Below are 24,865 nucleotides of genomic sequence, written 5' to 3' on the forward strand. Positions count from 1 at the left end.
CTGCATAATCGTAGCAATCAGCAAAATTTTTGATTAAGCTCGTTATTGCAGTCCAATGCTTTGATTTTATTTCGTGAGGGAACAATAATGACAAACCAGAACGATGCTGTCGTCGCACAAAACAAACAATACACGCTAATTATCTATGTTTTGCAATTAGTATCACTTGTCACCGGCATCACCGCGATTATCGGGGTGGTGATGAACTACCTGAAACGTGACGAAGTTCGCGGAACAATCCTCGAGTCGCACTTTGAATGGCAAATTAAAACCTTCTGGTGGATGCTCTTGTGGGTCATTGTCGGAAGCATCTTAACCATTTTCGTCATTGGCGCCCTGGTGTTTCTGGCTGCTGCTATTTGGTATATTTACCGTGCGGTGAAAGGATTGATTAATCTGAACGAAAACAAGCCTATGGCAGTATAAGTTGAGGTGGCGTGCAACGGTGTTGCACGCCATTTTTAACGCCGCGGGGCTGCGCCTTTCGGCCGTGGGTATTTAGGTCGCCGACTACGATGCCCTTCCGGTGCCAAGCCGGTCGAATGTTCAATGGATTTCATTAACTCCGCCATTTCAGCATCGGTTAAATTCCGCCATTGCCCCACTTGTAGATGCCCCAACCGAATATTCATAATGCGCGTACGCTCTAGCTTACGCACTTCATAGCCAAAATACTCACACATCCGACGAATCTGTCGGTTCATTCCCTCAACAATCACCATTTTCAAGACAAAGGTTGAGAGCTGTTGGACTTTGCAACGCTTGGTGCGCGTACCCAGAATAGGTACGCCGTTGGCCATTCCACGAATAAATTCTGGGGTAATCGGTTTATGCACCGTCACGATATACTCTTTTTCGTGTTGGTTACCGGCCCGCAATATCTTATTCACCAAGTCACCGTTACTGGTGAGGAAAATCAGCCCTTGCGAGTCTTTGTCTAAACGACCAATGGGGAAAATACGAGTCCGGTGCCCCACAAACTTCTCAATGTTTTGCGGTTCTGCGGGATCCGTTGTGCTCACAATCCCCACTGGCTTATTCAGTGCGATAAACACAAATCGCTCTTTATCTTGCGCCTTGATCAGCCGACCATTGACCCGCACGCTATCGCCTGGGCCCACTTTATCGCCAACCACGGCCACGCGGTCATTTAAGGTCACTTGCCCTTGTTCAATAAAGCGATCGGCTTCACGGCGCGAACACAGGCCGCTTTCACTAATAAATTTATTTAGGCGAACGGCCTCTCGTGTTTGCATACTACCTCAAACTTGTTCTGCTGGAACGTACACCCATCCATCCATCAAGATACGTGCGCTCCGACTCATAATGGCTTTAGTTACCGTCCATTGGCCTGCCTGACATTCGGCTGCTGCGCCAACGCGTAGCGTACCTGATGGATGGCCAAAGGTCACTTGTTCACGCTCGCCACCACCCGCTGCAAGGTTCACTAAGGTACCCGGCACCGCTGCCGCCGCAGCAATCGCCACTGCCGCAGTGCCCATCATGGCATGATGCAGTTTCCCCATGGATAAGGCGCGTACCAATAAATCAATCTCGGACGCCGCAATTGCTTTGCCACTGGAGGCCGTGTAATCGGCAGGAGGCGCAACAAAGGCAATTTTCGGAGTATGCTGACGCGCAGCCGCTTCCTCCAACGATTGGATCAAGCCCATCTGCAACGCCCCATGCGCACGCAAGGTTTCAAACCGTGCCAATGCTTGCGCATCTTCGTTAATGGCACCTTGCAGCTCGGTTCCGGTATAGCCAATCTCTTTGGCATTCACAAAAATAGTAGGAATGCCCGCGTTAATAAAGGTGGCCTGCAATTTACCAAAGCCGGGAACGTCAAACTCATCAACCACGTTGCCGGTTGGGAACATGGCTCCGCCAGCCCCATCGTCATCCGCCGCTGGGTCAATAAAAGCAACTTGGACTTCGGCCGCAGGAAAGGTGACACCGTCTAGCTCAAAATCCCCTGCTTCTTGCACCTGCCCATTGCGCATCGGCACCTGAGCAATAATGGTTTTTTCAATGTTGGCTTGCCAAATACGGACTTCGCAAAGGCCGTCGGCGGGTACCCGCTCCGGTGCAATCAACCCTTGGGTAATGGCGAACGCCCCTACCGCCGCGGTTAAATTCCCGCAGTTGCCACTCCAATCCACAAAGGCTTGGTCAATCGCAACCTGACCGAACAGATAGTCCACGTCATGATTGGCGCGGGTGCTCTTATCAAGAATGACTACTTTACTGGTACTGGACGTAGCACCACCCATCCCATCGGTCTGTTTACCGTAAGGATCCGGGCTGCCAATCACGCGTAGCATCAAGCGGTCACGTGCAGCACCCGGCTGTTGAGCTGCCGCTGGCAGCTCTGAACGTTTAAAAAACACCCCTTTGGAGGTGCCGCCACGCATATAGGTGGCGGCAATTTTCAATTGCGGAGCGTACGTCATTAGGACACCTCACCCGCTAAGAAGTCATCAGCAAAGCGTTGCAATACGCCGCCCGCTGAATAAATAGAGACTTCTTCAGCTGTATCAAGACGACAAATGGTCGGTACTTTAACCACCTCACCATTGCGGCGACGAATCACCAAGGTCATGGTGGTGCCTGGCGCAACCTCCCCCTCGACATCAAAGGTTTCAGTGCCATCAATGCCAAGCGTCTTGCGTGTTGTGCCTGCTTCAAACTCCAGCGGCAACACGCCCATGCCAATTAAGTTGGTCCGGTGAATCCGCTCAAACCCTTCTGCCACGATGCACTCAACGCCTGCTAACCGAACACCTTTCGCGGCCCAGTCACGTGATGAACCCTGACCGTAGTCAGCGCCAGCAATGATAATGAGCGGTTGCTTGCGTTCCATGTAGGTTTCAATCGCTTCCCACATCCGCATGACTTGCCCTTCAGGCTCTACCCGCGCCAATGAACCTTGACGCACCTTCCCTTGCTCGTCCAACACCATTTCATTAAACAGCTTGGGGTTGGCAAAGGTCGCCCGCTGGGCGGTTAAGTGGTCACCACGGTGTGTTGCGTAGCTGTTGAAATCCTCTTCAGGTAAGCCCATTTTGGCAAGGTATTCACCCGCTGCACTGTTTGCCAGAATCGCGTTCGACGGTGATAAGTGATCGGTGGTGATGTTATCGCCTAACACCGCCAATGGCCGCATGCCACGTAACGTGTTTTCCGTCGCTAACGCGCCTTCCCAATAAGGAGGACGGCGAATATAGGTGCTTTGCGGACGCCAATCATACAGCGGACTAATGGTCTCACCGTAATCCACATCAATGCTGAACATCGGGTCATACACCTGACGGAATTGCTCCGGTTTCACCGCAGTTTTAACAATAGCATCGATTTCTTCATCGCTAGGCCAAATGTCTTTCAAGGTAATGGGGTTGCCGTTTGCGTCGTACCCTAACGGGTCCTTCTCAATATCAAACCGAATGGTTCCCGCAATCGCGTAGGCTACCACCAACGGCGGAGAGGCTAAAAACGCTTGTTTCGCATAAGGGTGGATCCGCCCGTCAAAGTTACGGTTCCCCGATAACACCGCCACCGAATACAAATCACGATCGATAATTTCTTGCTGAATGGCTGGGTCTAGCGCACCACTCATGCCGTTACAGGTGGTACAAGCAAAACCAACCACACCGAAACCAAGTTGCTCTAACTCAGGCAACAAATCAGCATCTTCCAGGTACATTTTTACGGTCTTAGAGCCCGGTGCCAGGGAGGTTTTCACCCAAGGTTTGCGCGTTAAGCCTAACCGATTTGCGTTGCGTGCAATTAAGCCCGACGCAATCATGTTGCGTGGGTTACTAGTATTGGTACAGCTTGTAATGGCTGCAATAATGACTGCACCATCCGGCATCAATCCGTCTTCAGGTTGCTCGATGGGCTTAGCAATGCCGCGTTGACTCAGTTCCGCTGCAGGTAATAACGCATGCGGGTTGGAAGGACCAGCAAGGTTCCGTTCAACGCTGCTTAAGTCGAAACGTAGAGTGCGCTCGTACTCTGCTCCTTTCATGGCGTCGGCCCACAAACCGGTTTGTTTCGCGTAACATTCGACCAGCTCAATTTGCTGCTCGTCACGGCCCGTTAATTTCAAATAATCAATGGTTTGTTGATCAATGTAGAACATGGCTGCCGTGGCACCATATTCAGGGGTCATGTTGGAAATGGTCGCGCGGTCACCCACCGACAGGTTATCTGCCCCTTCACCATAGAATTCAAGGTAGGCTCCTACCACCCGCTCTTGGCGTAGGAACTGGGTAATCGCAAGCACCAAGTCGGTGCCGGTAATGCCCGGTTGGAGGCGGCCTACCAGTTCGACCCCGATGATTTCTGGCAAGCGCATGTAGGACGCGCGGCCCAACATCACACTTTCAGCTTCCAAACCACCCACGCCAACGGAAATAACCCCCAGCGCATCCACCATCGGTGTATGACTATCGGTACCCACACAGGTATCTGGGAAGGCAACGTTGTCGCGAACTTGCACCACTGGCGACATTTTCTCCAGGTTAATTTGGTGCATGATGCCATTGCCCGGAGGAATCACATCTACGTTTTTAAAGGCTTTTTTAATCCAGTTGATAAAGTGGAAGCGGTCATCGTTGCGTCGGTCTTCAATCGCTCGGTTCTTCTCAAACGCATCTTTCTCAAAACCAGCATGTTCTACCGCCAATGAGTGGTCCACAATTAATTGAGTCGGTACCACTGGGTTGACTTTAGCAGGGTCCCCACCACGCTCGGCAATGGCGTCGCGCAAACCCGCTAAATCCACAAAAGCGGTTTGCCCAAGAATATCGTGGCATACGACTCGTGCCGGATACCAAGGAAAGTCCAAATCACGTTTGCGCTCAACAATTTGACTTAAAAATGCGGGAAGTTCATCTGCCTCGCAGCGCCGAACCAACTGTTCAGCAAGCACTTTTGATGTATACGGCAGCCCGTCATAGGCGCCAGGTTGAATCGCTTCGACCGCGGCACGCGCATCATAATATTGCAGCGTGGTGCCCGGGAGCGGTTTTCGGTATTGGTGAGTCATAGCAAGGCCTCTCGTTCGACTACTAGGGAATCGTTGCAAGCATCCAAAAGAGGCACCGTGGTGCCTCTTTATTCGCGACTACTTAGCGGTCTGCTAAGCTAGGTACTGGACGTGGACCCGGTCCAATATAGTCTGCGCTGGGGCGAATAATCCGGTTATTCGCGCGTTGTTCTTTCACATGTGCGGTCCAACCAGACACGCGTGACATGACAAAAATTGGGGTGAACAGCTTGGTTGGAATGCCCATGTAATGATAGGCAGAGGCATGGAAAAAGTCTGCATTGGGGAACAGTTTTTTCTCCCGCCACATCACTTCTTCACAGCGTACTGACACATCATATAAACGGCGATCGCCAAACTCTTGGGCAAGTTTTTCAGACCAGGCTTTAATAATATCATTGCGCGGGTCACATTCGCGATAAATCGCATGCCCAAAGCCCATGATTTTTTCTTTGCGCTCTAACATCCCCAATAAGGTTTGTTCGGCATCTTCTGGATCCTTCATATTTTCAATTAAATCCATGGCTGCTTCGTTGGCGCCACCATGCAAAGGACCACGCAAAGAGCCGATGGCTCCAGTCACGCAAGAAAAAATATCCGATAAAGTTGACGCACAAACACGTGCGGTAAAGGTCGATGCGTTAAACTCATGCTCTGCATACAGAATCAGCGACGTGTTCATCACATCAATGTGCAATTGAGAAGGCTTTTTATCATGCAGCAAGTGCAAGAAATGCGCGCCAATTGAGTCATCGTCCGTCGCCGTTTCAATGCGTACCCCGTCGTGACTAAAGCGATACCAGTACAAGAGAATACTTGGGAAGACAGCCAGCATGCGCTCAATTTTGGCATCGGCTTGGCTGAAATCTTCTTCCGGCTCCAAATTTCCTAAAAACGAACAGCCGGTCCGCATCACGTCCATCGGGTGAGCATCGGCAGGAATCCGTTCAAGCACGTCTTTTAATGCTTGCGGCAATCCACGCTGTTGCTTCAACCGCGCTTTGTAGTCTGCTAATTGCGCTTGCTTCGGCAATTCGCCGTGAGCGAGTAAGTAGGCCACTTCTTCAAAGCTGACTTTATCCGCCAATTCTTTAATATCGTAGCCATAATAAGTTAAACCTGAGCCACTTTTGCCAACGGTACAAAGCGCGGTTTCACCCGCAACTTGGCCGCGTAAACCCGCGCCTGTTAATTTCTTATCGACCATGGTTAACTCCTTTGTTTGTTTGTTCGTTCTTATTGTTTTTTAAATAATTGATCTAATTTATCTTCGAACGCGTGGTAGTTGAGGAAGTCATATAATTCTGCCCGCGTCTGCATGGTATCCACCACATCTTGCTGGTGACCATTGGTTAAAATGCTCTGATAGACATTCAACGCTGCTTTGTTCATCGCACGGAATGCGCTCAATGGGTAAAGAATTAATTCAATTCCCGCGCCAGCTAACTCATCTTTGCTAAACAATGGCGTCGCACCGAACTCGGTAATATTCGCCAGCACCGGCACGTCCAAGGCGCTGGTAAAGGCTTGGTAATGTTCCAACGTGTGCACTGCTTCAGCAAAAATCGCATCAGCACCGGCTTCCACACAGGCTTGTGCCCGCTCAATGGCTGCAGCTAACCCTTCTTGCTGGAACGCATCGGTACGCGCCATGATGTAAAAGTTTTCATCGGTCCGCGCATCCACCGCTGCTTTCACCCGATCCACCATCTCCGCTTGTGAAACAATTTCTTTATTCGGGCGATGGCCACAGCGTTTTTGCGCAACTTGGTCTTCAATATGGAAGCCTGCAGCGCCGGCCCGCGTCATTTCTTTGACCGTCCGAGCAATATTAAACGCCCCACCCCAACCGGTATCGGCATCCACTAACAAAGGCACTTCCGTCGCCCCCGTAATGCGGCGAATATCCTCACACACATCATTCAATGAGGTCATGCCTAAATCAGGCAAACCAAAGGACGCGTTGGCAACCCCTGCGCCAGATAAATAAATGGCTTGGTGCCCGATACGCTCTGCCATCATTGCCGTGTACGCGTTGATGGTACCAACAATTTGTAGCGGCTTGTTGTTGGCAATCGCTTGCCGAAACTTTGCGCCAGCACTATAGATTTGAGTCATATCACTTTCCTAATTGTTGCAGTTTCAATTCGATATTGCCACGCGACGCCGCAATATGGCGCCGCATTAGCAAATCCGCTAACTCGCCATCGCGATTCGCAATGGCGTTAATAATGGCTTTATGTTCATCAAACGCGCGCGAAACTCGCGGTCCATTCATTCCCAACTGCACCCGATACATGCGGACTAAAAAATACAGTTCATCGCACAGCATATTAATCAGATACGGGTTTTTGCTGCCCAAAATGATGCGGTAATGGAAATCCAAGTCCCCCGCTTCTTGATAGTAGCTTTCGCCCTCACGGACGCGTTGGGTGTCTAAATGTTGGTTCAGGAGCTCTTGCACTTGCTGAATTTCAGCATCGTCCATGTTTTCCGCTGCCAGCCGACAGGCAAGACCTTCGAGCTCTTCACGGATCTGATACAGCGCGCATAAGCCTTCGCGGGATAACTTAACCACTCGGGCACCAGCATTGGGCGTTCGTTCAATCAAATGACAACGTTCCAGTCGCGCCAATGCTTCGCGCAATGGAGCCCGACTCACGTTAAATTGACGCGCTAGCTCTGGTTCACTGATTTTACTGCCCGACTCAATCTCACCTTCCACAATGGTGCGTTGAATTTCAAGCAGTAAGCGATCCGCAGCGGTAACCGGTGAGCGCCATAAAGGATTTTGAGGTTCGTTTGGCATAATTGTCGACATAATCCAAAGATAACTCGTATGATACGTCTAAATTTCACGCATTCCAAGTTTGAATCCGAATTATTGTCGACAATTTACAAAAGAGATGAGGTTAATTTTTTGCGCTGATATACGACTGATGCTGAAACACATCCGCCAAAATCGATTGTTCCATGGAACTGCGCACCTGTGCTTTACAAGGGAACCGCACAATCAGATGAATCTCACCCGCGGCAGGCACTGACAAAGTAACCCGAGGCTCGGCCGAGGGCACGTTGATTCCGCGATAGTCACTCATCCGTTGCATATAGCGCCGCGCTTGCTCCAAATAATCGGCACAATGACGGTTGGCCGACTCCAACAACGCCAACTGCGCTGCTTGCCAATTGTCTTCCCGTTTAAACGGCACCGTAAACACGTGCAAGACAAAATCATGGGTATAACTTTCGTTCACTACGGGCTCTGAAACAAACAGGGAGTTAGGGATTGAAATCATCCGCCCAGTCCGTTGATGGGAAAATTTCCCCGGCCCCACTTCCAAAATGGTGGTGGTCAGCAAATTTTGGTCAATCACATCCCCACGGAAATCTTTAATTTGAATGCGATCACCAATACTAAACGCACTGCCGCTGGATTTGACCAAGCTTCCGGTTAAGCACATGATGAGCTCTTTGGTGGCCACCACAAAGGCCACCGCAATAGCCACTAAACCAAGGGCCAAGGAACGCAGCTCTTCGGCCCAAATCAGCATGAGCCCCAGCACCATAAACAACAGCAATATATTGCGGGTTTGTACCAACCAACGGCGGCGTAATTCAGTGGCTTTTACACTCTTACGAATAAACTTCGTAGAGATGGCACGGACAATCACAATCACCGCCACCAAAATGAGTGTCGCAACAATGGGGCGCAAGAGCTCCCCAGTAAACTCCATATCGCCCAACAAGCCCGTTAGGTTTTCTAAGTACATCGGTCCGCTAATCCTTTTATTTGTGCTTTAATTTGTTCATCCTTATATTACAACATTCGTGTAAATAGTCAGTGCTAAACTCGTGTAAATCAAACGGCTATGCTATCTTTTATACCCCAACTAAAGGATGAACTGTATGTCTATGAAAAATATTTTACCCATCGGGGCTTTGGCCGTAACACTCTTTAGCGCAACGGCAGCAGCTGACAGCTGGCAACTCGATAGTGAGCACTCAAGCTTGCACTTTGTTTCGGTAAAAAATGATCACATTGCAGAAACTCATCGCTTCACCGATATTCAAGGAAGCTGGGCTGACAATCAAGTCACGGTTGAAATTCCTGTGGTGGGCCTGGATACCCAAATTCCGATCCGCGATGAACGCATGCTGGAACACATTTTCAAGTCCACCGACTTTTCAGTGGTGACCGCGACAACCCGTTTGGATGATCAGTTGTTCCTGCAACTGGATGAAGGCGATACAATGCCCACCGCTGTGGAGCTGACCATTACCATCGCCGGTGCCAAGCAAACCATCAGCAGTCATATTCAAGTCACTCGTCTTGATGACGATCGCTTCCTGATTAATTCTATTCAACCGCTTATCATCGATGCCAAAGCCTTTGATTTAGTGGCTGGAGTGAATAAGTTGCGTGAGCTCGCTGGGTTAGCTCGAATTGATTACAGCGTGCCAGTCACCTTTAGTGTGCAATTCACTCGCTAACATGGCGTTCGACATACGCCCAGCGTCGCGCCAGGATGTGGAACAGTTGGCCGCGCTCGAGTTTCAAACTTATGGCGCTGACGGTTACCCCAGCGCCCTGTTCTACCAAGCCTTGGTGCAATGGCCCGATGGTTTTTTTGTTGCCACCCGCGGTCAGCAAGTGTGCGGCTATGTGCTCGCCACACCGGGAACCGACCACACCCTGTGGGTGATGTCCTTACTTATCGCTGAATCAGCGCGAGGGCAAGGCATCGGCCGCCAACTCATGCAGTATCTGCTTGACCAACTCCGGGCGAAGCCCACAAACTATACACAGATTGCTTTAACAGTAGCGCCTGACAATCAGCATGCGCTTCGACTTTACCAACAATTGGGATTCCAACAACGCGAATCCATTCCAAATTTTATGGGTCCACAGCACGATCGTTTATTATTGATCGCGACCATTCAGTGAGGGAGCACCACTCGTTATGTTTCATCGCATTGCTGGCCCCATTGCGGCACTCTTAGCCTATGTGATTGCGCATCATTACTTAGCTATTCCGGCCCCCGCTGCGTGGACCCTTGCAACAACGGTATGGGTGGCCTGGTGGTGGATTAGCGAAACCATCGCCATTCCTGCAACCTCGTTATTACCCTTTGTGTTGCTACCCTTGGGCGGAATCACATCCGCTGCGGAAGTTTCCGGCGCTTTGGGTAACCCCATTATTTTGTTGTTCATGGCGGCCTTTATGTTGGCCAAAGCGGTGGAGTTGAGCGGCGTTCACAAGCGCATCGCCCTCACCTTAGTTCGTCGTATTGGCAACAATAACCCACAGCGGATGGTATTTTCATTCATGGTTGCCACTGCATTTTTATCCATGTGGATATCGAATACCGCAGCGGTGCTGGCCTTACTCCCAGTCGCTTTAGCGCTCGCCGATGCCAGCCCTGACCAAAAGTTTCAACGCGCTTTATTGTTAGGATTGGCCTACTCCGCCTCCGTGGGCGGCATCGGAACCTTGATTGGTACCCCACCCAACTTAATTTTTGCGTCCGTTTATGAAAGCTATACCGGCACTCCCTTTGGGTTCACCCGCTGGCTGCAGATTGGAATCCCGCTGGTGATTATTGGAATTCCCATGATGGCATGGTGGTTAACACGTGGCATCACCACCACCAGCGCCATGGAAATTGAAGAGCCAGGCCCGGTTCGAAGCGCGGAAAAACGCGTCGTCGCCGTATTCGGCATTGTGATTTTCCTGTGGATGACACGCACCGCACCTTTTGGTGGTTGGGCAAGCATTTCAACCTTAAGCTATATGAACGATGCAACCATCGCCTTTATTGGCGTGCTCATTCTATTTATTTGGCAAGATAAAGAAGGCAATCCTTTATTAACATGGCGCGATGCCGTTGAAATTCCTTGGGGTATTCTACTGTTGTTTGCGGGTGGTATTGCGTTAGCAGAAGGCTTCGTCAACAGTGGTCTGAGTGAAATTATTGGTCATGCAGTTGCCGATTTAGGGAACATTCCAACCTGGATGCTGGTATTTATTGTGACGATTTCGGTGAGTGCCTTAACCGAAGTCACCTCCAATACCGCCAGCGCAACCCTATTGATGCCGGTAATGGCCGCCACTGCCACGGCCCTTGATATGCCGCCTGAATTACTCATGATTCCAGCGGCCATTGCCTGCAGTTGCGCATTTTGTTTGCCGGTTGCGACGCCTCCCAACTCCATTGTGTTCTCCGCCAACCGGTTGAGCATCAAAGAAATGGCCAAGGAAGGCATCGTGCTGAGCATCATGATGGCGTTCCTTACCACCTTGATTGTCATGCTGTTGGTTTATTAAGCGCCAGGTTAAAAATGTAGCACGCCCATATAATCCGCAATATGCACATCATACGGCGATGTCTGAGACAAATAATCAGACATCGCTTCAAGGGCATCAGGTTCACCATGCACCAAATAGATCCGCATATCTGCGGGCAGCTTCGAACGTTTTAACCACTCGCCCAACTCCGCGTAGTCGGCATGCCCAGACAAGCCATTTAACCGTCTGATTTTTGCCTTCACCGGCAACCATTCGCCATGCACTTTAATGCGTTCAACCCCTTGCACCATTTTCGCGCCTCGCGTACCACCGGCTTGGTGACCAGAAAACAACACCGTGGTTCGATAATCGGCCAACCAATGTTTAAAGTGGTGCAGAATCCGTCCCCCAGTGGCCATGCCACTGCCGGCAATAATAATATGGGGCCCATATTGGCTTGCTATCGCTTTGGATTCATCCACGCTAGGCGTGTAAATCACCTGTTCTTCAGCAGCGATGCACTGGGCAGCGCTGAGTCGATGAAATTCGTGGTAATTGCAATACACGTGGGAGGCTTTGATGGCCATGGGGCTGTCGAGAAAAATCGGCATCCGCGGAATTTTGCGCTGCGCCATTAAGGTCACCAGCATGTGTTGCAGCAATTGAGCACGCCCTACGGAAAAACTCGGAATCAACAAAGGCCCGCCATCGGCCGCGGCTTCATTCACCACGTCCATTAACTGCTCCCAAGGATCATCCTCGGTATGGCGCAAATCACCATAGGTTGATTCCAACAGCAACACATCCACCGGTGGCATCGGCTCCGGCGGCATCATGAGAATATCATTGGGTCGCCCGACATCCCCACTAAAGCCAATGCGCACCCCGCCGTGTTCCGCCACAACGCTGGCGGCACCCAGAATATGCCCCACTGGGTGCAAGGTGAACTGAATGTCTCCAATTTGAAAGGTTTTCTTAAACGGCACCGGCTTTAGCAAGTTCAGCGCCGACTCTGCCATCGCCTGACTATACAAAGGCTCCGGGTTTTGATGGCGGCTCAATTGGTGCCGATGATAGAACTTTGCATCTTCTTCTTGCAGCTTCCCACTATCGGGCCAGAGTAACTGACACAGACCAATGGTCGCTGGATGAGTGTAGACCGGGCCTCGAAAGCCGTGTTTATAGAGAACAGGGATAAACCCCGAGTGGTCTAAGTGAGCATGCGTCAGCACAATTGCATCGACATCTTGAATGCCTAATGGCAGGGGCTGCCAGTTGCGTCGGCGCAACCACTTATACCCTTGGAATAATCCGCAATCGATGAGCACACGGGTGGTCTTAGTTTCTAATAAAAACTTCGACCCAGTTACGGTTTCACAGCCACCTAGAAAAGTTAAATGCATTGCTGTTCCTTATCATGCTCATTTAATTTATATAGTTTGCATTACAGTAACCAATCCACTGGAAGCAGCGCAAGCAGTCGTGTGCCTAGCCGTCGCCACCACGAGGTTCCCGGCTCGATCCGATAACGGGTGGTGCGCTGTCCTAATCGCTCTTCCCAATACAATTTGCCGCGTTCATCCGTATTCACCCGATACGCAAAATTTGGAACCGTTTCAATAAAGGCCGCATCAATTTGATGCGCCAGCTTCGCGCTATGAATGACAAACCCCAGTTCCGTATTCAACGCCAACGAGCGAGGATCAAAGTTAAATGACCCAACGAACACGCGCTTTTTATCCACACTAAAGGTCTTGGCGTGCAAACTTGAGGCTGAGCTTCCAAACCGCTCTTTTCCCTTCAGTCGCTGTCGCCGTATTTTACGTTCTAGTTTTCGGGCAATGGGGGACATTTTTTGCATTTCATACAATTGAATGCCCGCTGCAATCAAATCCTTCCGCCACTTTGCATACCCCGAATGAACCACCGCCACATCCGTTGACTCCAGCGCATTGGTCAAGATGGTAATATCCACTCCTCGCGCCGCTAACTTCGATAACTCGTCAACCCCCGTGGCTGTGGGTACAAAATAAGGTGACACTAATTTCAGGCATTGTTCAGGGTTACCAATGGCTTGTTGTAGCTGAAACGCCAATAAATGGTGTTGTTTCGCTAACCCAAGTGTTTTACGTGGATCATCGGATAATAAATTGACTTCGGCCCATTCAAACTCTAATTTTCGTTGGAGGAAGTCTTGCACGAAAGGATGCTCTTGAAGGGCTTCAACAAAGCGTTTGGTGCCCGGATCGCGTTCAATCATCTTGGCCCTTTCTTCCAGCGCGGATAAGGTTATCGGCTTGGTCAGGGTCAATAATCGATTTAACGGCACCGCCGAGGGAGCGTTCCAATAACGTTCAAAGTCAGCTTGGGTTTCTTCCACAATGGGGCCGATCAGCAACACATCTAAATCTGAAAACACCACCCCATCATGAGCCCCAAAATACTCATCACCAATATTGCGACCACCACTAATCAACACCTGTTGATCGGCAATAAATAACTTGTTGTGCATGCGCCGATTCAAGCGAGCAAAATCATACAAATAATTAATCCAGCGCGGGCGGCGCAGTTTCAGGGGGTTGTATAATCGAACGTCAATATTGGAATGGCTTTGTAAGGCAATAAGCACCGCATCAAGGCCGCCGGTGCTATGGTCATCGAGTAGCAAACGCACTTTAACGCCGCGGTCTGCGGCCTCATGCAAGGCTTCAAATAACAGGGTTCCAGTACGGTCATTTCGCCAAATGTAATACTGTAAATCGAGCGAATACTGGGCGTTTCGGGCCAGTAGCATACGCGCGGCAAATGCTTCCCGCGCGTCAATAAGAGGTCGCACCCCACTCTGCTGAGGATGTTGAGCAAGCATGGGTTGAATTGCCTGCGCATAGCGTCCAAAGAACGGGAGCCCCATAATTGTTACAACGCCTGTTGCTGCTGTCGTTGCTCCGCACGCTCGGCGCGTGCCGCTGCGTCATGGGATACCGTCCAGCCTTGGAGGTGCTCGTTGATAATACGGGTTAAGGCTTCGATATGATCAGCTTCCGCATTCAACGCCGGTATATAGGCGTACTGCTCGCCGCCTGCGGCCATAAAATAATCGCGGTTTTCCACCCCAATCTCTTCAATGGTTTCAAGACAATCGACACTAAAGCCTGGACAAATAACATGCACATTTTTAATCCCTTGCGCTGGCATGTTTTTAAGCACCTCATCCGTATAGGGTTGCAACCACTCTTCGCGGCCAAACCGTGATTGAAAGGTTGTGACATACTCATCCTGAGATAAACCAAGCCGTTCAGCAATCAGCCGTGAGGTTTTATGACACTCACAAAAATAGGGATCCCCCTCATGCAAATAACTCAACGGCACACCATGATAGCTTAGGACCAATTTTTGCGGACGTCCATGGGTTTGCCAAAATGCTTGGATGCGCGCGACTAAAACATCAATATAGGCTGCATGGTCATGATAATGCGTAATAAAACGCAGCTCGGGCAACCACCGCCGCCGGGTAAAATCCGCCGCCAAGGCATCGAACACCGAGCCAGTGGTACTGGCGGAGTACTGTGGATACAACGGCAGCACCAATAACTTCCGCGCGCCCGCATCCATCAACTCTTGGATTCCTTGGCTCAGTGCAGGATTTCCATAGCGCATGGCATAGGCCACCACGACGTCATCGCCGTACTGCTGTTGCAGTGCTTGCTGAATTCCGTCCCGTTGGTCTTCAGTGTGCCATAATAACGGCGAGCCCCGTTCTGTCCACACGGTTTGATAAGCTGCCGCAGAGCGCTTTGGACGCGTTCGCAGTACAATCGCATTGAGAATAAACCACCACAATAACCGTGGCGCTTCGACCACCCGCGGATCTGATAAAAACTCACGTAAATAGCGACGTAATGCAGAAGGGGTGGGAGCATCGGGTGTTCCCAAATTAACAATCAGTACCCCTATCCGATCACGCTGTGCATGTTTAAACCCTGCACTGCCCTGATATTTCATGTCAGTTGACTCCACGCCAAAATAAAGTTTCTTCGGTTAAGTCCACAACGTGACTTTTTGCCGCACTTGATCAGTGGCTAACCATTCATGTAATTGGTCAGCCAGACGTTGGCTTTGCTCGACGGCTTGTTGCCAATAAGCGAACCGCTCAGCCACGCTCAACTTCGCAAAGTCTGAGCGGTCAGGAATTTTTCCATAAGGTAACGACTTCACAAATTCCGCCGACGGTGCAATAAGCACCACTTGGGGCCAATGGGCTCCGGTGGTACGGCGCCATTTCAATTGTTTGTCGAACCAGCCCGGAATCACTTCCGAGTAAAAGTGAGGATACAGCACTAAGCCATCTACACCGCTTAAATCAAGATCAAAATGGTAATCCGTAATGCCACCATCTCGATACATTCCTGGTGGCGCTCCGGCAATATCACGAACACCATCCAACACCATAGGAATAGAGCCCGTGGCCAAGAGCGCTTGCTTAAAATTGGCCGCGCTTAACGGGACTTTATAAGTGTCAACGTCCTGCCACTGATCCACAAAGCTTGCGGTCGAACTTGGATGGTGCATGACCACCCGATCATAAAACCACCGCAAATGCCGTCGATCCACGCTATTCGCCAATGCCGAGGCCAACAACCCTGCCAACTGGCGTTTCCCTGGAGCCCCAGTCAGGCCGCGACAACGCGTAACAATCCAATGGTGACGAAACGTCGACTGCTGCAAAATTTCATCAATGGCCTGCTCAGGAAGATACTCATCCAGTAACTTCACCGCTTCATCGGTAATTTCGCGAACATCCGGTTTATCACTATACGTTTGTTCGCGATATAACCGATTAAATAAATCAATCGCAGCCACCGGATCGGTTTGTCCTAGACTGGCAAACCGCCATGCGCCCGCCGACGTTCCAAGTAAATCAAGAGGTTGCTCCCGATCCTTAAAGAATTGCCCAAACCAGTAGCGATCGAGCCCATGCAAGACAAACCATTTCGGTCCGCCTGACGCACCCAGCATTAACCGGATATCATGGGCTTGTAACCCATGCTCTTGGATGTGCATCCAAGCGGTGCGGCCGGCTTTGATGGTTAGCCAATCAGTGCTCATGATTCGGCAACTCCTTGTACGTCAATTGATTCTGTGACGCAGAGTATATAAGAAAAGCCGAGGGCAATCAGCTATTGTCGCCTCGATTGTGGCAATCTGATATGCTTACTGTAATCAGTAACCTGTCTGTGATCGCAGCGACACAAAATACGACAAGAGAGAAACAATGAAAGTCATTTCATTCAACATCAACGGCATTCGTGCTCGACTCCACCAGCTTGAAGCACTCATCGAAAAACATCAGCCCGATGTGATTGGACTGCAAGAAACCAAGGTACATGATGAGCAGTTTCCGGTAGAAGCAGTTGAGGCCATGGGCTATCACGTGGCTTATTACGGGCAAAAAGGCCATTACGGCGTGGCCCTACTGAGTAAAACTCCCTTAGAAAACGTAACCTATGGTTTTCCGACTGATGAAGAAGATGCCCAACGCCGAATGATTATGGGGGATTACATCACCCCGACCACCGGCCAACGCGTGCGGATCATGAACGGCTACTTCCCCCAAGGAGAAAGTCGCGACCACCCGGTGAAGTTCCCAGCCAAAGAAAAATTCTATGTGGATTTAATGAATTACCTGCAAACCGCTGAAAATAATGAGCAGCCGGTGATTTTAATGGGCGACATGAATATTTCCCATCAGGATTGCGATATTGGCATTGGGGAAGCAAACGCCAAACGTTGGCTCCGTACTGGAAAATGTAGCTTTTTGCCGGAAGAGCGTGTTTGGCTGAATACCCTTCTCGACTGGGGCTTTGTTGATACTTTCCGTTATCAACACCCAGAGGCCACCGACCAATACAGCTGGTTCGATTACCGTTCACGCGGCTTCGATGATAACCGCGGACTGCGCATCGATTTAATTTTGGCCACCCAGCCACTGCTGGAAAGCCTGAACGAAACCGGCATTGATTATGAATTACGGGGCATTGAAAAACCTTCCGACCACGCCCCTATTTGGTCTCGTTTCAATATTTAATCCCTCGTCACCGCCTGATCAATGTTGATCGGGCGGTAATTCCTGCAGCGCTTTGCGGATTAATCTCGCTAACATCATATAGGTCGGCTTGGCCTGCGGCTGTACCGCAAGTTTCACTGCCAAATCACGGTACCAATGGTGCAACTTGGGATCCAACGGCGCCTGCGCCCGTTGCCCTAGCCAATACCAGCCTTGCAGTGGAATGGATAGCAGAAATAGCGACGTCACCACCACTTGGGCTAATCCTTGACTTCCCAACCACTCCCACTGCACAAAAAAGTTGAGAATGGCCACCGCCGGCACCCAGCGCTCCGCAAACTTGACCGCAGGCACTACCCGACTTTCTGTCATCGCCGCCACCACTGCATGGCGAGGCCAGACTTTGGCATATTCCTGCCCCATGCGAAATGTTTTCAATAAACTCATCGTACCCTACTTAACAACCGGCCATTAATACCGTCTAATTTAACACCAATGTGTCGCCTATATGATCAACTGTACGTTAAACACCCAAGATGAAATATCATTATAAGTCATATAGATACGCACTTCATGGCAGCTAACTAACAGAGTTATCCACATAAATTGTGGAGAATTCACAACAGCTTTGACACAATGGCATTTCACTGTTTGAAAACCAAGAGAAGTATACACTATGACGATTATCGTTTACGGCATCCCAAATTGCGATACCGTACGCAAAGCTCGCAAATGGCTCGAGCAACAAGCCATCGACTACCAATTTCATGATGTACGCGCGGAACCTGTTCCTGCTGCCACCATTGACGCTTGGATTACCACACTCGGTATCGATACTGTCATCAACAAACGTAGTACCGCTTGGCGCGCATTAAGCACCGCCGAGCAACAGCTAACCACGCCTGCCCAAGCGGTAGCGTTACTGCAACAACATCCAACGCTCATGAAGCGGCCGTTACTCACTGCCGGCGAGCAAATGGTGGTGGGCTTCCAGCCTGAGCAATGGCAACAAGCGCTACCAAGGGGGTAAGGGTGGACACTGTTGCACTTGCTGCCGAGTTAATTCAGCGCCCATCGATTACCCCTAATGATGCGGGTTGCCAAGAACTCATTGGGCAACGTTTGGCAAAACTAGGGTTTACCCTCGAAACCATGGTCTTTGAAGACACCACCAACCTTTGGGCCCGGCGCGGGACCGAAGGCCCGGTGTTTTGCTTTGCCGGACATACCGATGTGGTCCCGGTTGGGAACGAAGACGCATGGGAGTTTCCTCCATTTGCTGCGGTTCGACACAATGGCTATCTCCACGGGCGTGGCGCCGCTGACATGAAAGGCAGTCTGGCTGCCATGGTGGTCGCCGTTGAACGCTTTGTCGCCCATTACCCAGACCATCAAGGCAGTATCGCGTTTTTGATCACCAGCGATGAAGAAGGTCCCTTTATCAATGGCACCACACGAGTCATCGACACCTTAGAAGCCCGCCAAGAAAAAATTACTTGGTGTGTGGTCGGTGAACCTTCCAGCACCAGCCAATTCGGGGATGTGATCAAAATTGGCCGGCGCGGCAGTCTCAGTGGGGATTTAGCCATTCTTGGCGTGCAAGGTCACGTGGCCTACCCTCACCTGGCGGCGAACCCAGTGCATCTAGGCATGCCGGCTCTCACTGAGCTGGTCAACACGGAGTGGGATCAAGGCAATGCCTCGTTTCCCCCCACCACCTTCCAAATTTCCAATATCCATGCGGGCACGGGTGCCACCAATGTGATCCCCGGCGAACTCTATGTGCAATTCAATTTGCGCTTTAGTTCAGAGTTAACCTCAACCCAGTTAATCGAGCGCATCGAACGGGTATTCACTGAGCATCAACTCGATTACAAAATTCGCTGGACCCTCAACGGGGAGCCATTTTTAACGGATTCTGGCGAGTTGCTAAGCGCGGCCATTGCAGCAGTGCAAGAGACCACAGGGATAGAGCCCGAGTTATCAACCTCAGGTGGGACGTCAGACGGGCGCTTTATTGCCCCCACCGGGGCACAGGTCATTGAATTAGGGCCAGTCAATGCTACCATTCATAAAGTGAATGAATGTGTTCGTGAGGCTGATTTAGACGCTCTCACGCTGGCTTACGTCAAAATCCTAGAGAAGTTACTATGCTAACGCCTCGTCAGCTTTTTGGATTAACCAATAGCCATACGGTGTTGATTGCCGGTGAGGCCGACACCGTGCGCTTGGTTCCGCGCGCAGCAGAAGCCTATCTGTATATGCAAGATGCTGCCGCGCAAGCGGGTATTTCCATGCACATCGCTTCGGCATTTCGCAGCTTTGAGCGTCAGCGGCTGATTTGGAATCGTAAGTTTCAGGGCGAATCCCCGTTATACAACAGCCATGGCGAACTGCTGGATCAGCAGCAGCTCGCCGTGGGCGAAAAAGTAGCCGCCATTCTCACCTGGTCCGCCCTGCCGGGAGCTTCCCGTCATCATTGGGGCACGGATTTTGATGTGTATGACCCGACCGCCTTTGCCGATGGACAACGCCAGTTACAATTAATCCCGGCGGAATATGAGCCTGATGGCCCCTGCTATGAACTGCACCAATGGCTGCTCCAGCATGCCCATGATTTTGGCTTTTTCTTTCCTTATGCGCGGTATCAGGGTGGCGTGGCCGCTGAACCCTGGCACTTAAGTTATGCGCCGCTCGCCACGACCTATCAAACGGCGCTGACGGTGGAGACATTAGAGAATTTATTGAGCTCCCAAGATATCGCCGGGCTTGCGTATATTCTTGAGCAGCTACCAGAAATCAAACAACGCTACATCGATTGTATTTGCAATCCTGAACGAACGACGAGCGACACATGGTTTGGTTAATCATTGCATTAGCAGTAGGCATCATTGTCGGCAATTTACTGCTAGTAAAACATACCGTCTCAATGAAAATGCCGTCCCTGTCTGAACAACAGCGACGGCAAGCAGAAGAACAGGATCGTGATGATTGGGATGAAGAAGATTAAAGCGCAATGCCCAATCGAGCTGCGACTTCTTCGTACGCCTCAACCACGCCACCTAACCCTTGGCGGAAGCGGTCTTTATCCAATTTCTTGCGGGTTTCTTTATCCCATAAACGACAACCGTCAGGGCTGAATTCATCGCCCAACACAATGTTACCGTCGCCATCCACACCAAACTCTAGCTTAAAATCAACCAACATCATGCCGGCCTCATCAAACAATGCGCTGAGCACATCGTTCACTTGATAGGTCAGTTGCTTCATGCGTGCCAGTTGCTCGGCCGTAGCCCAGCCAAAGCTAATCGCAATGGATTCGTTGATCATGGGATCGTGCAACGCATCATTCTTCAAAAACTGCTCAAACGTAGGCGGATTCAGCGCTTGACCTTCGGTCACACCTAACCGACGCACCAAGGATCCAGCCGCGAAGTTACGAATCACACACTCCACCGGAATCATGTCCAAGCGCTTCACCAAAGTTTCAGTGTCGCTCAAAACGCGATCCAATTGGGTCGGGATACCCGCAGCTTCCAGCTTGGCCATAATAAAGTTATTAAATTTATTATTAACCATGCCTTTTCGATCCAGCTGCTCAACTTTTTCGCCATCAAAAGCGGACGTATCGTTGCGAAACTGAAGAATCAAACGTTCCGGGTCGTCCGTTGTAAATACGGTTTTAGCCTTACCCCGATATAATTCAGTACGTTTTTCCATGAGCAGTGGTGTCTCCGAACAATGAGCGATAATGGAGGCCTATTATAGGCTACTTTGACTGCGAATTTCAGCAGCAAATGGTGCAAATATTTGCATCACTTGGGCCGCACTCAACGGATTACCGTCACGGAACAAGGTAACGGTGGTCTGTTTTTGATCCCCCGTGACTTTAATTTCGTAGTCGCCCCGCGGCAGTTCTAGTTTACCGTCCACATTACGGCTAAACCAAAACGACTTCTTCACCCCGTAAATAGTGTAATAACGCCCCAATTCGCGGTTATAGTCGTCCACTTCAAAGCCCAGTTCTGGCAAGACTTCTTGCATCAAGCCCCAGGTAAACCCAAAGCTAGCACCCAGCACAATACTGGGATAGCCATCTTCGTCAAAGCCCATGTCCACCGCCACGGTGCCGTCATCATCGACTGCCGCAACACCAGCCATTTGGGTAATGGCGATTTCACTCACGACCATGTTCAAGGCAGCGGTTGCTGCATTCTGATCACGGAAGGCAAGGTACGTTGGGGTGACTTCAACATTGTTTTCAGCATCCACTTGCTGCTCGACCACTTCACTGCGGATAGTGGTAGTCCGGCCATGTTCTGCGGTGTCAAAATTCAATGCAATCCGACGTCGAATCGTCACATTGTCATCATCTTCACCATGGGTAAATGATTCCTCGAGCCAATCGGTAACAATCCGCTTCCGATCTTCTTGCTCAACAATGCCAACGTTACGGATCCGCAACGCTTGTAACGCGCCTTGCCATACGTATTGCTCGACATTGCTCATGCCTTCAATTTCATCGAAGTAGATATGCGCGCCCTGCTCGCTTTCTTCCAAGCGGCTGCCGTTGGCCAATGGCCAAACAAGCGTAGGCGCAAGCACGGGCACGATTTTACCAAGCGGGCCCGTTTGATTTGCTTCAGGAACTTTGAAGCGATTACTTGGGGTCGGAAGCTTTTTATTTGGCGCAGGTTCGACTTGTTGCTGCAGCCCCACCTCAAGATACTCAAACTTCCCCTCTGCTTGTTCCCGTGGGGTGAAACTACATGCACTAGCGACAATGGTTGCGGTGCCCGCTAGTACTAACAAATTCGATTTCATGATCACTCCGCTTTAAATAAGTCCGGCTTGTTGTAATGTTTGTTCGATATGCTGTTGCTGCGGAAGTTCCGGCTCCGTCATCGGTAACCGATAAAAAGGTTCAACTTTCCCCATTTTTGCCAGCGCCCATTTCACCGGAATTGGGTTCGCTTGGACAAACATGGCATCGTGCACCGGTTGCATTTCTTGATCGAGTGCCGTCGCTGTGGCGATATCACCCGTGGTTGCCGCCGTTACCATGGCTTTCATTTTTGCCGGCATCACGTTCGCGGTCACACTGATCACACCATGGCCACCTTGCAACATAAATTCACAGCCAGTGATGTCATCACCGCTGAGTAAAATAAATTCGTCGCCACAATATTCTTGCAGCACTGCCACCCGGCTCACATCACCAGTGGCTTCTTTAATTCCAACAATATTGGGGATTTTGGCGAGTTCTGCCACCTGCTCTGGGAGCAGATCGTAGCCGGTCCGACCCGGTACGTTGTACAGTAATTGGGGCAATTCAGACGCCGCTGCACATGCTTTATAATGCTCAACCAACCCGCGCAGTGACGGTTTGTTGTAATACGGGTTCACGTTCAAAAACCCACTAATGGGCAGATGACCCATCCGTTCAGTCAACATGACTGCTTCCGACGTGGCGTTGGAACCATTCCCTGCAATCACCATAATGCGCCCTGCGGCAATTTCTGCCACCGCGCCCACCACCATAATATGCTCATCATGACTCATGGTGGCCGATTCACCCGTGGTTCCCATTGCAACAATGCCATCAGTGCCTGCTTCAATGTGCCAGTTCACTAATTCTTCCAGCGCATTGAAATCCACATTGCCTTGTTGCGTAAATGGTGTCACCAGCGCGACGATACTACCTCTTAACATATTGCCCCCAAAATTTGTGTGCTACACATGGTACTTTCACCGCCCCTTGATGACAAGATATCTGCTCACTTTGCTTCACATTGCCGCTTCTTCTATCATAGCCTACGCAAATGAACGATCGATATGGACTGTTATGGAGCCACAATGAAAACACTCACAGCAGGCGATAAAGCCCCTCAATTCACATTACTCGATGCCCAAGGTCAATCAGTGTCGCTGACTGATTTGCTCAATCAAGGCCGCGTTTTGGTGTACTTTTATCCGAAAGCAATGACCCCCGGGTGCACCGTACAAGCGCAACAACTGCGCGACCATCACAGCCAATTACAACAGCACCAAGTGCAAGTTGTGGGAATTAGCACCGATGAAGTAAAACGCTTAGCAAAATTCACCGAGCGCGATCAGCTCAATTTTACCTTATTGAGCGATCCTGACCATCAGGTGGCTGAACAATTTGGCGTTTGGGGCCTGAAAAAGTTCATGGGCCGAGAATATGACGGCCTTCATCGTATCAGTTTTTTGATCGAACAAGATGGGACCATTAGCCATGTTTTCAATAAATTTAAAACCAAGGATCACCACCAAGTAGTGCTTGAGCATCTACAAGCCACTGCTACGTCTTAGTGCCTGCATCCTCCACTGGCGCTGACTGGCTGGAAAGCGCCACTAACACAGCTTTCACCAAGCTCGCCAGTGGAATGGCAAAAAATACGCCCCAAAAGCCCCATAAGCCACCGAATACTAATACTGCGGCAATAATATACACGGGATTCAGGCTGACTGCTTCAGAAAATAATAATGGTACCAACAAGTTCCCATCTAATATTTGAATGATTAAATAACAGATCAGAACCCAGGCCATGGTACCGCTCCACCCAAACTGGAAGAGCGCAACCATCACCACCGGAATCGTCACCACCACTGCCCCAATATAAGGTATCAACACCGACAACCCTACTAGCACCGCTAGTAGCGCCGCATAGCGCAGATCGAACAACGCAAAGCAGACATAAGTGAAAATGCCAACCACCGCCACTTCCACTGCCTTGCCACGAATATAATTCATAATTTGCTGGTTCATCTCACCGCTTACTTGAGTAATTAGTCGACGATTTGTTGGGAGCATTCGGTGAATATGATGCAGCAGCTCGTGCTTATCCTTCAGCATAAAGAAAATTAACAGCGGTACGACAATGAAATAAATCATGAGCTGCATGATGCCAATAATTCGACTCAAGGATTGGCTCAGTAAGAGCTCACCGAACGCCAACGTGCGGGTAGTGAGGGAGTCAATGAAGGTGCTAATGTTTTCTTCACTAATAAACTCGGGGAACAGTTCAGGCAGTCGCTCCAGTAAAACGCGCATTTGCGCCAGCATTTGTGGAAGCTCAGCCACCAATGCCACTGTTTGTTGCCAAATCACCGGCACCAAAAACACCAATAAAATAATATTGATGGCAAGAAAAGTGGTGAATACCAGCGCCACTGCACTTAACCGAGGAATCCCAAGCTTTTCAACACGTTGAATGGCCCACTCCAGCAAGTACGCCAATGCGACCGCCACTAAAATTGGCGCTAAGAGGTCCCCAAACAGCATAATGACTAAAAAGGAAATCACCAATAACAAGACCAAAGTCACTGCATCGGGGTCAGAAAAACGTCGTTGATACCATTGCTTTACGTACTCAAACATTGCATTTACTCCGCTTCATGCGTCACATCAGTGTTGCATGCATTCGATCAATATCCCAT

Annotated in this window: 26 protein-coding genes; 10 read left to right on the forward strand and 16 right to left on the reverse strand. The window is 50.2% G+C overall.

Going from position 1 to position 24,865, the window contains the following annotated elements; genetic code table 11:
• Positions 1-87 precede the first annotated feature (87 nt).
• Complete coding sequence (locus tag BLP64_RS01830; RefSeq protein WP_092591173.1) at positions 88-426, forward strand: DUF4870 family protein; 339 nt, start codon at positions 88-90, stop codon at positions 424-426.
• 35 nt (positions 427-461) lie between these two features.
• Here the strand turns inward: BLP64_RS01830 and rluF are convergent, their stop codons facing one another.
• The 7 genes from rluF to BLP64_RS01865 all read right to left on the reverse strand — a co-directional run bounded on the left by rluF (position 462) and on the right by BLP64_RS01865 (position 8,820).
• On the reverse strand, positions 462-1,256 hold the full coding sequence (gene rluF, locus BLP64_RS01835) for a 23S rRNA pseudouridine(2604) synthase RluF (RefSeq protein ID WP_092591175.1): 795 nt from the start codon (positions 1,254-1,256) through the stop codon (positions 462-464).
• A 6-nt stretch (positions 1,257-1,262) separates the two neighbouring features.
• Positions 1,263-2,453 carry a 2-methylaconitate cis-trans isomerase PrpF gene (gene prpF, locus BLP64_RS01840; protein ID WP_092591177.1) on the reverse strand — a complete coding sequence of 397 codons (1,191 nt, stop codon included), beginning with the start codon at positions 2,451-2,453 and terminating at the stop codon, positions 1,263-1,265.
• Positions 2,453-5,050 (reverse strand): Fe/S-dependent 2-methylisocitrate dehydratase AcnD, encoded by a 2,598-nt coding sequence (acnD, locus tag BLP64_RS01845; RefSeq protein ID WP_092591179.1) that lies wholly within the window; start codon positions 5,048-5,050, stop codon positions 2,453-2,455. The genes prpF and acnD overlap by 1 nt, the downstream gene beginning before the upstream one ends.
• An 82-nt stretch (positions 5,051-5,132) precedes the next feature.
• Positions 5,133-6,257: a bifunctional 2-methylcitrate synthase/citrate synthase gene (gene prpC, locus BLP64_RS01850; protein ID WP_092591181.1), complete on the reverse strand. Its 1,125-nt coding sequence runs from the start codon at positions 6,255-6,257 to the stop codon at positions 5,133-5,135.
• Between the two features lie 29 nt (positions 6,258-6,286).
• Positions 6,287-7,168 (reverse strand): methylisocitrate lyase, encoded by an 882-nt coding sequence (gene prpB, locus BLP64_RS01855; RefSeq protein WP_092591183.1) that lies wholly within the window; start codon positions 7,166-7,168, stop codon positions 6,287-6,289.
• Between the two features lies 1 nt (position 7,169).
• Entirely contained in the window at positions 7,170-7,859 is a 690-nt protein-coding gene (locus BLP64_RS01860; RefSeq protein ID WP_092591185.1) for a GntR family transcriptional regulator, read from the reverse strand.
• A gap of 103 nt (positions 7,860-7,962) precedes the next feature.
• On the reverse strand, positions 7,963-8,820 hold the full coding sequence (locus BLP64_RS01865; RefSeq protein ID WP_199286030.1) for a mechanosensitive ion channel domain-containing protein: 858 nt from the start codon (positions 8,818-8,820) through the stop codon (positions 7,963-7,965).
• Between the two features lie 136 nt (positions 8,821-8,956).
• Between BLP64_RS01865 and BLP64_RS01870 the strand changes: the two genes are divergently transcribed.
• From BLP64_RS01870 to BLP64_RS01880, 3 genes are read left to right on the forward strand one after another with little or no spacing between them, the layout of a single operon-like run.
• Positions 8,957-9,541: a YceI family protein gene (locus tag BLP64_RS01870; protein ID WP_176754883.1), complete on the forward strand. Its 585-nt coding sequence runs from the start codon at positions 8,957-8,959 to the stop codon at positions 9,539-9,541.
• Position 9,542: 1 nt separating this feature from the next.
• Positions 9,543-9,995 carry a GNAT family N-acetyltransferase gene (locus BLP64_RS01875; protein WP_092591189.1) on the forward strand — a complete coding sequence of 151 codons (453 nt, stop codon included), beginning with the start codon at positions 9,543-9,545 and terminating at the stop codon, positions 9,993-9,995.
• A 16-nt stretch (positions 9,996-10,011) separates the two neighbouring features.
• On the forward strand, positions 10,012-11,376 hold the full coding sequence (locus BLP64_RS01880; RefSeq protein WP_092591191.1) for an SLC13 family permease: 1,365 nt from the start codon (positions 10,012-10,014) through the stop codon (positions 11,374-11,376).
• Positions 11,377-11,384: 8 nt separating this feature from the next.
• Here the strand turns inward: BLP64_RS01880 and BLP64_RS01885 are convergent, their stop codons facing one another.
• Genes BLP64_RS01885 through BLP64_RS01900 form a run of 4 tightly spaced genes read right to left on the reverse strand, consistent with a single transcriptional unit; the run spans position 11,385 to position 16,443 of the window.
• Positions 11,385-12,740, reverse strand: a complete 1,356-nt coding sequence (locus tag BLP64_RS01885) for an MBL fold metallo-hydrolase RNA specificity domain-containing protein (protein WP_092591193.1) — start codon at positions 12,738-12,740, stop codon at positions 11,385-11,387.
• A gap of 41 nt (positions 12,741-12,781) precedes the next feature.
• Positions 12,782-14,248: a phospholipase D family protein gene (locus BLP64_RS01890; RefSeq protein ID WP_092591195.1), complete on the reverse strand. Its 1,467-nt coding sequence runs from the start codon at positions 14,246-14,248 to the stop codon at positions 12,782-12,784.
• Positions 14,249-14,253: 5 nt separating this feature from the next.
• A complete protein-coding gene (gene hemH / locus BLP64_RS01895) occupies positions 14,254-15,339 on the reverse strand; it encodes a ferrochelatase (RefSeq protein ID WP_092591197.1) in 1,086 nt (361 codons plus the stop codon).
• Between the two features lie 36 nt (positions 15,340-15,375).
• On the reverse strand, positions 15,376-16,443 hold the full coding sequence (locus tag BLP64_RS01900) for an alpha/beta hydrolase (RefSeq protein ID WP_092591199.1): 1,068 nt from the start codon (positions 16,441-16,443) through the stop codon (positions 15,376-15,378).
• A 166-nt stretch (positions 16,444-16,609) separates the two neighbouring features.
• On the opposite strand from BLP64_RS01900, the gene xthA reads away from it, so the two are divergent.
• On the forward strand, positions 16,610-17,422 hold the full coding sequence (xthA, locus tag BLP64_RS01905) for an exodeoxyribonuclease III (RefSeq protein ID WP_092591201.1): 813 nt from the start codon (positions 16,610-16,612) through the stop codon (positions 17,420-17,422).
• Positions 17,423-17,440: 18 nt separating this feature from the next.
• Here the strand turns inward: xthA and yfbV are convergent, their stop codons facing one another.
• A complete protein-coding gene (yfbV, locus tag BLP64_RS01910; RefSeq protein WP_092591203.1) occupies positions 17,441-17,848 on the reverse strand; it encodes a terminus macrodomain insulation protein YfbV in 408 nt (135 codons plus the stop codon).
• A 229-nt stretch (positions 17,849-18,077) separates the two neighbouring features.
• Here yfbV and BLP64_RS01915 point away from each other — a divergent pair, with 229 nt between their 5' ends.
• Genes BLP64_RS01915 through BLP64_RS01930 form a run of 4 tightly spaced genes read left to right on the forward strand, consistent with a single transcriptional unit; the run spans position 18,078 to position 20,411 of the window.
• Positions 18,078-18,431 carry an arsenate reductase gene (locus tag BLP64_RS01915; RefSeq protein ID WP_092591205.1) on the forward strand — a complete coding sequence of 118 codons (354 nt, stop codon included), beginning with the start codon at positions 18,078-18,080 and terminating at the stop codon, positions 18,429-18,431.
• Positions 18,432-18,433: 2 nt separating this feature from the next.
• A complete protein-coding gene (gene dapE / locus BLP64_RS01920) occupies positions 18,434-19,558 on the forward strand; it encodes a succinyl-diaminopimelate desuccinylase (protein ID WP_407681258.1) in 1,125 nt (374 codons plus the stop codon).
• Entirely contained in the window at positions 19,552-20,268 is a 717-nt protein-coding gene (locus tag BLP64_RS01925) for a M15 family metallopeptidase (RefSeq protein WP_092591209.1), read from the forward strand. The genes dapE and BLP64_RS01925 overlap by 7 nt, the downstream gene beginning before the upstream one ends.
• A complete protein-coding gene (locus tag BLP64_RS01930; RefSeq protein WP_092591211.1) occupies positions 20,256-20,411 on the forward strand; it encodes a DUF2897 family protein in 156 nt (51 codons plus the stop codon). Before BLP64_RS01925 ends, BLP64_RS01930 begins: the two co-directional genes overlap by 13 nt.
• Here the strand turns inward: BLP64_RS01930 and purC are convergent.
• The 3 genes from purC to dapA are packed head-to-tail and all read right to left on the reverse strand — an operon-like array spanning position 20,408 to position 23,113.
• Entirely contained in the window at positions 20,408-21,121 is a 714-nt protein-coding gene (gene purC, locus BLP64_RS01935) for a phosphoribosylaminoimidazolesuccinocarboxamide synthase (RefSeq protein ID WP_092591213.1), read from the reverse strand. The two genes, BLP64_RS01930 and purC, sit on opposite strands and share 4 nt — an antisense overlap.
• A gap of 42 nt (positions 21,122-21,163) precedes the next feature.
• Positions 21,164-22,225 (reverse strand): outer membrane protein assembly factor BamC, encoded by a 1,062-nt coding sequence (bamC, locus tag BLP64_RS01940; protein WP_092591215.1) that lies wholly within the window; start codon positions 22,223-22,225, stop codon positions 21,164-21,166.
• A gap of 12 nt (positions 22,226-22,237) precedes the next feature.
• Positions 22,238-23,113, reverse strand: coding sequence for a 4-hydroxy-tetrahydrodipicolinate synthase (dapA, locus tag BLP64_RS01945; RefSeq protein WP_092591217.1), 876 nt, complete (start codon positions 23,111-23,113; stop codon positions 22,238-22,240).
• A gap of 144 nt (positions 23,114-23,257) precedes the next feature.
• On the opposite strand from dapA, the gene bcp reads away from it, so the two are divergent.
• On the forward strand, positions 23,258-23,737 hold the full coding sequence (gene bcp, locus BLP64_RS01950; protein ID WP_092591219.1) for a thioredoxin-dependent thiol peroxidase: 480 nt from the start codon (positions 23,258-23,260) through the stop codon (positions 23,735-23,737).
• Here the strand turns inward: bcp and BLP64_RS01955 are convergent.
• A complete protein-coding gene (locus BLP64_RS01955) occupies positions 23,727-24,806 on the reverse strand; it encodes an AI-2E family transporter (RefSeq protein ID WP_092591221.1) in 1,080 nt (359 codons plus the stop codon). The two genes, bcp and BLP64_RS01955, sit on opposite strands and share 11 nt — an antisense overlap.
• Positions 24,807-24,865: the final 59 nt, after the last annotated feature.

This window comes from Pseudidiomarina indica (genome assembly GCF_900104245.1).
In the GTDB taxonomy this organism is placed as follows: domain Bacteria; phylum Pseudomonadota; class Gammaproteobacteria; order Enterobacterales; family Alteromonadaceae; genus Pseudidiomarina; species Pseudidiomarina indica.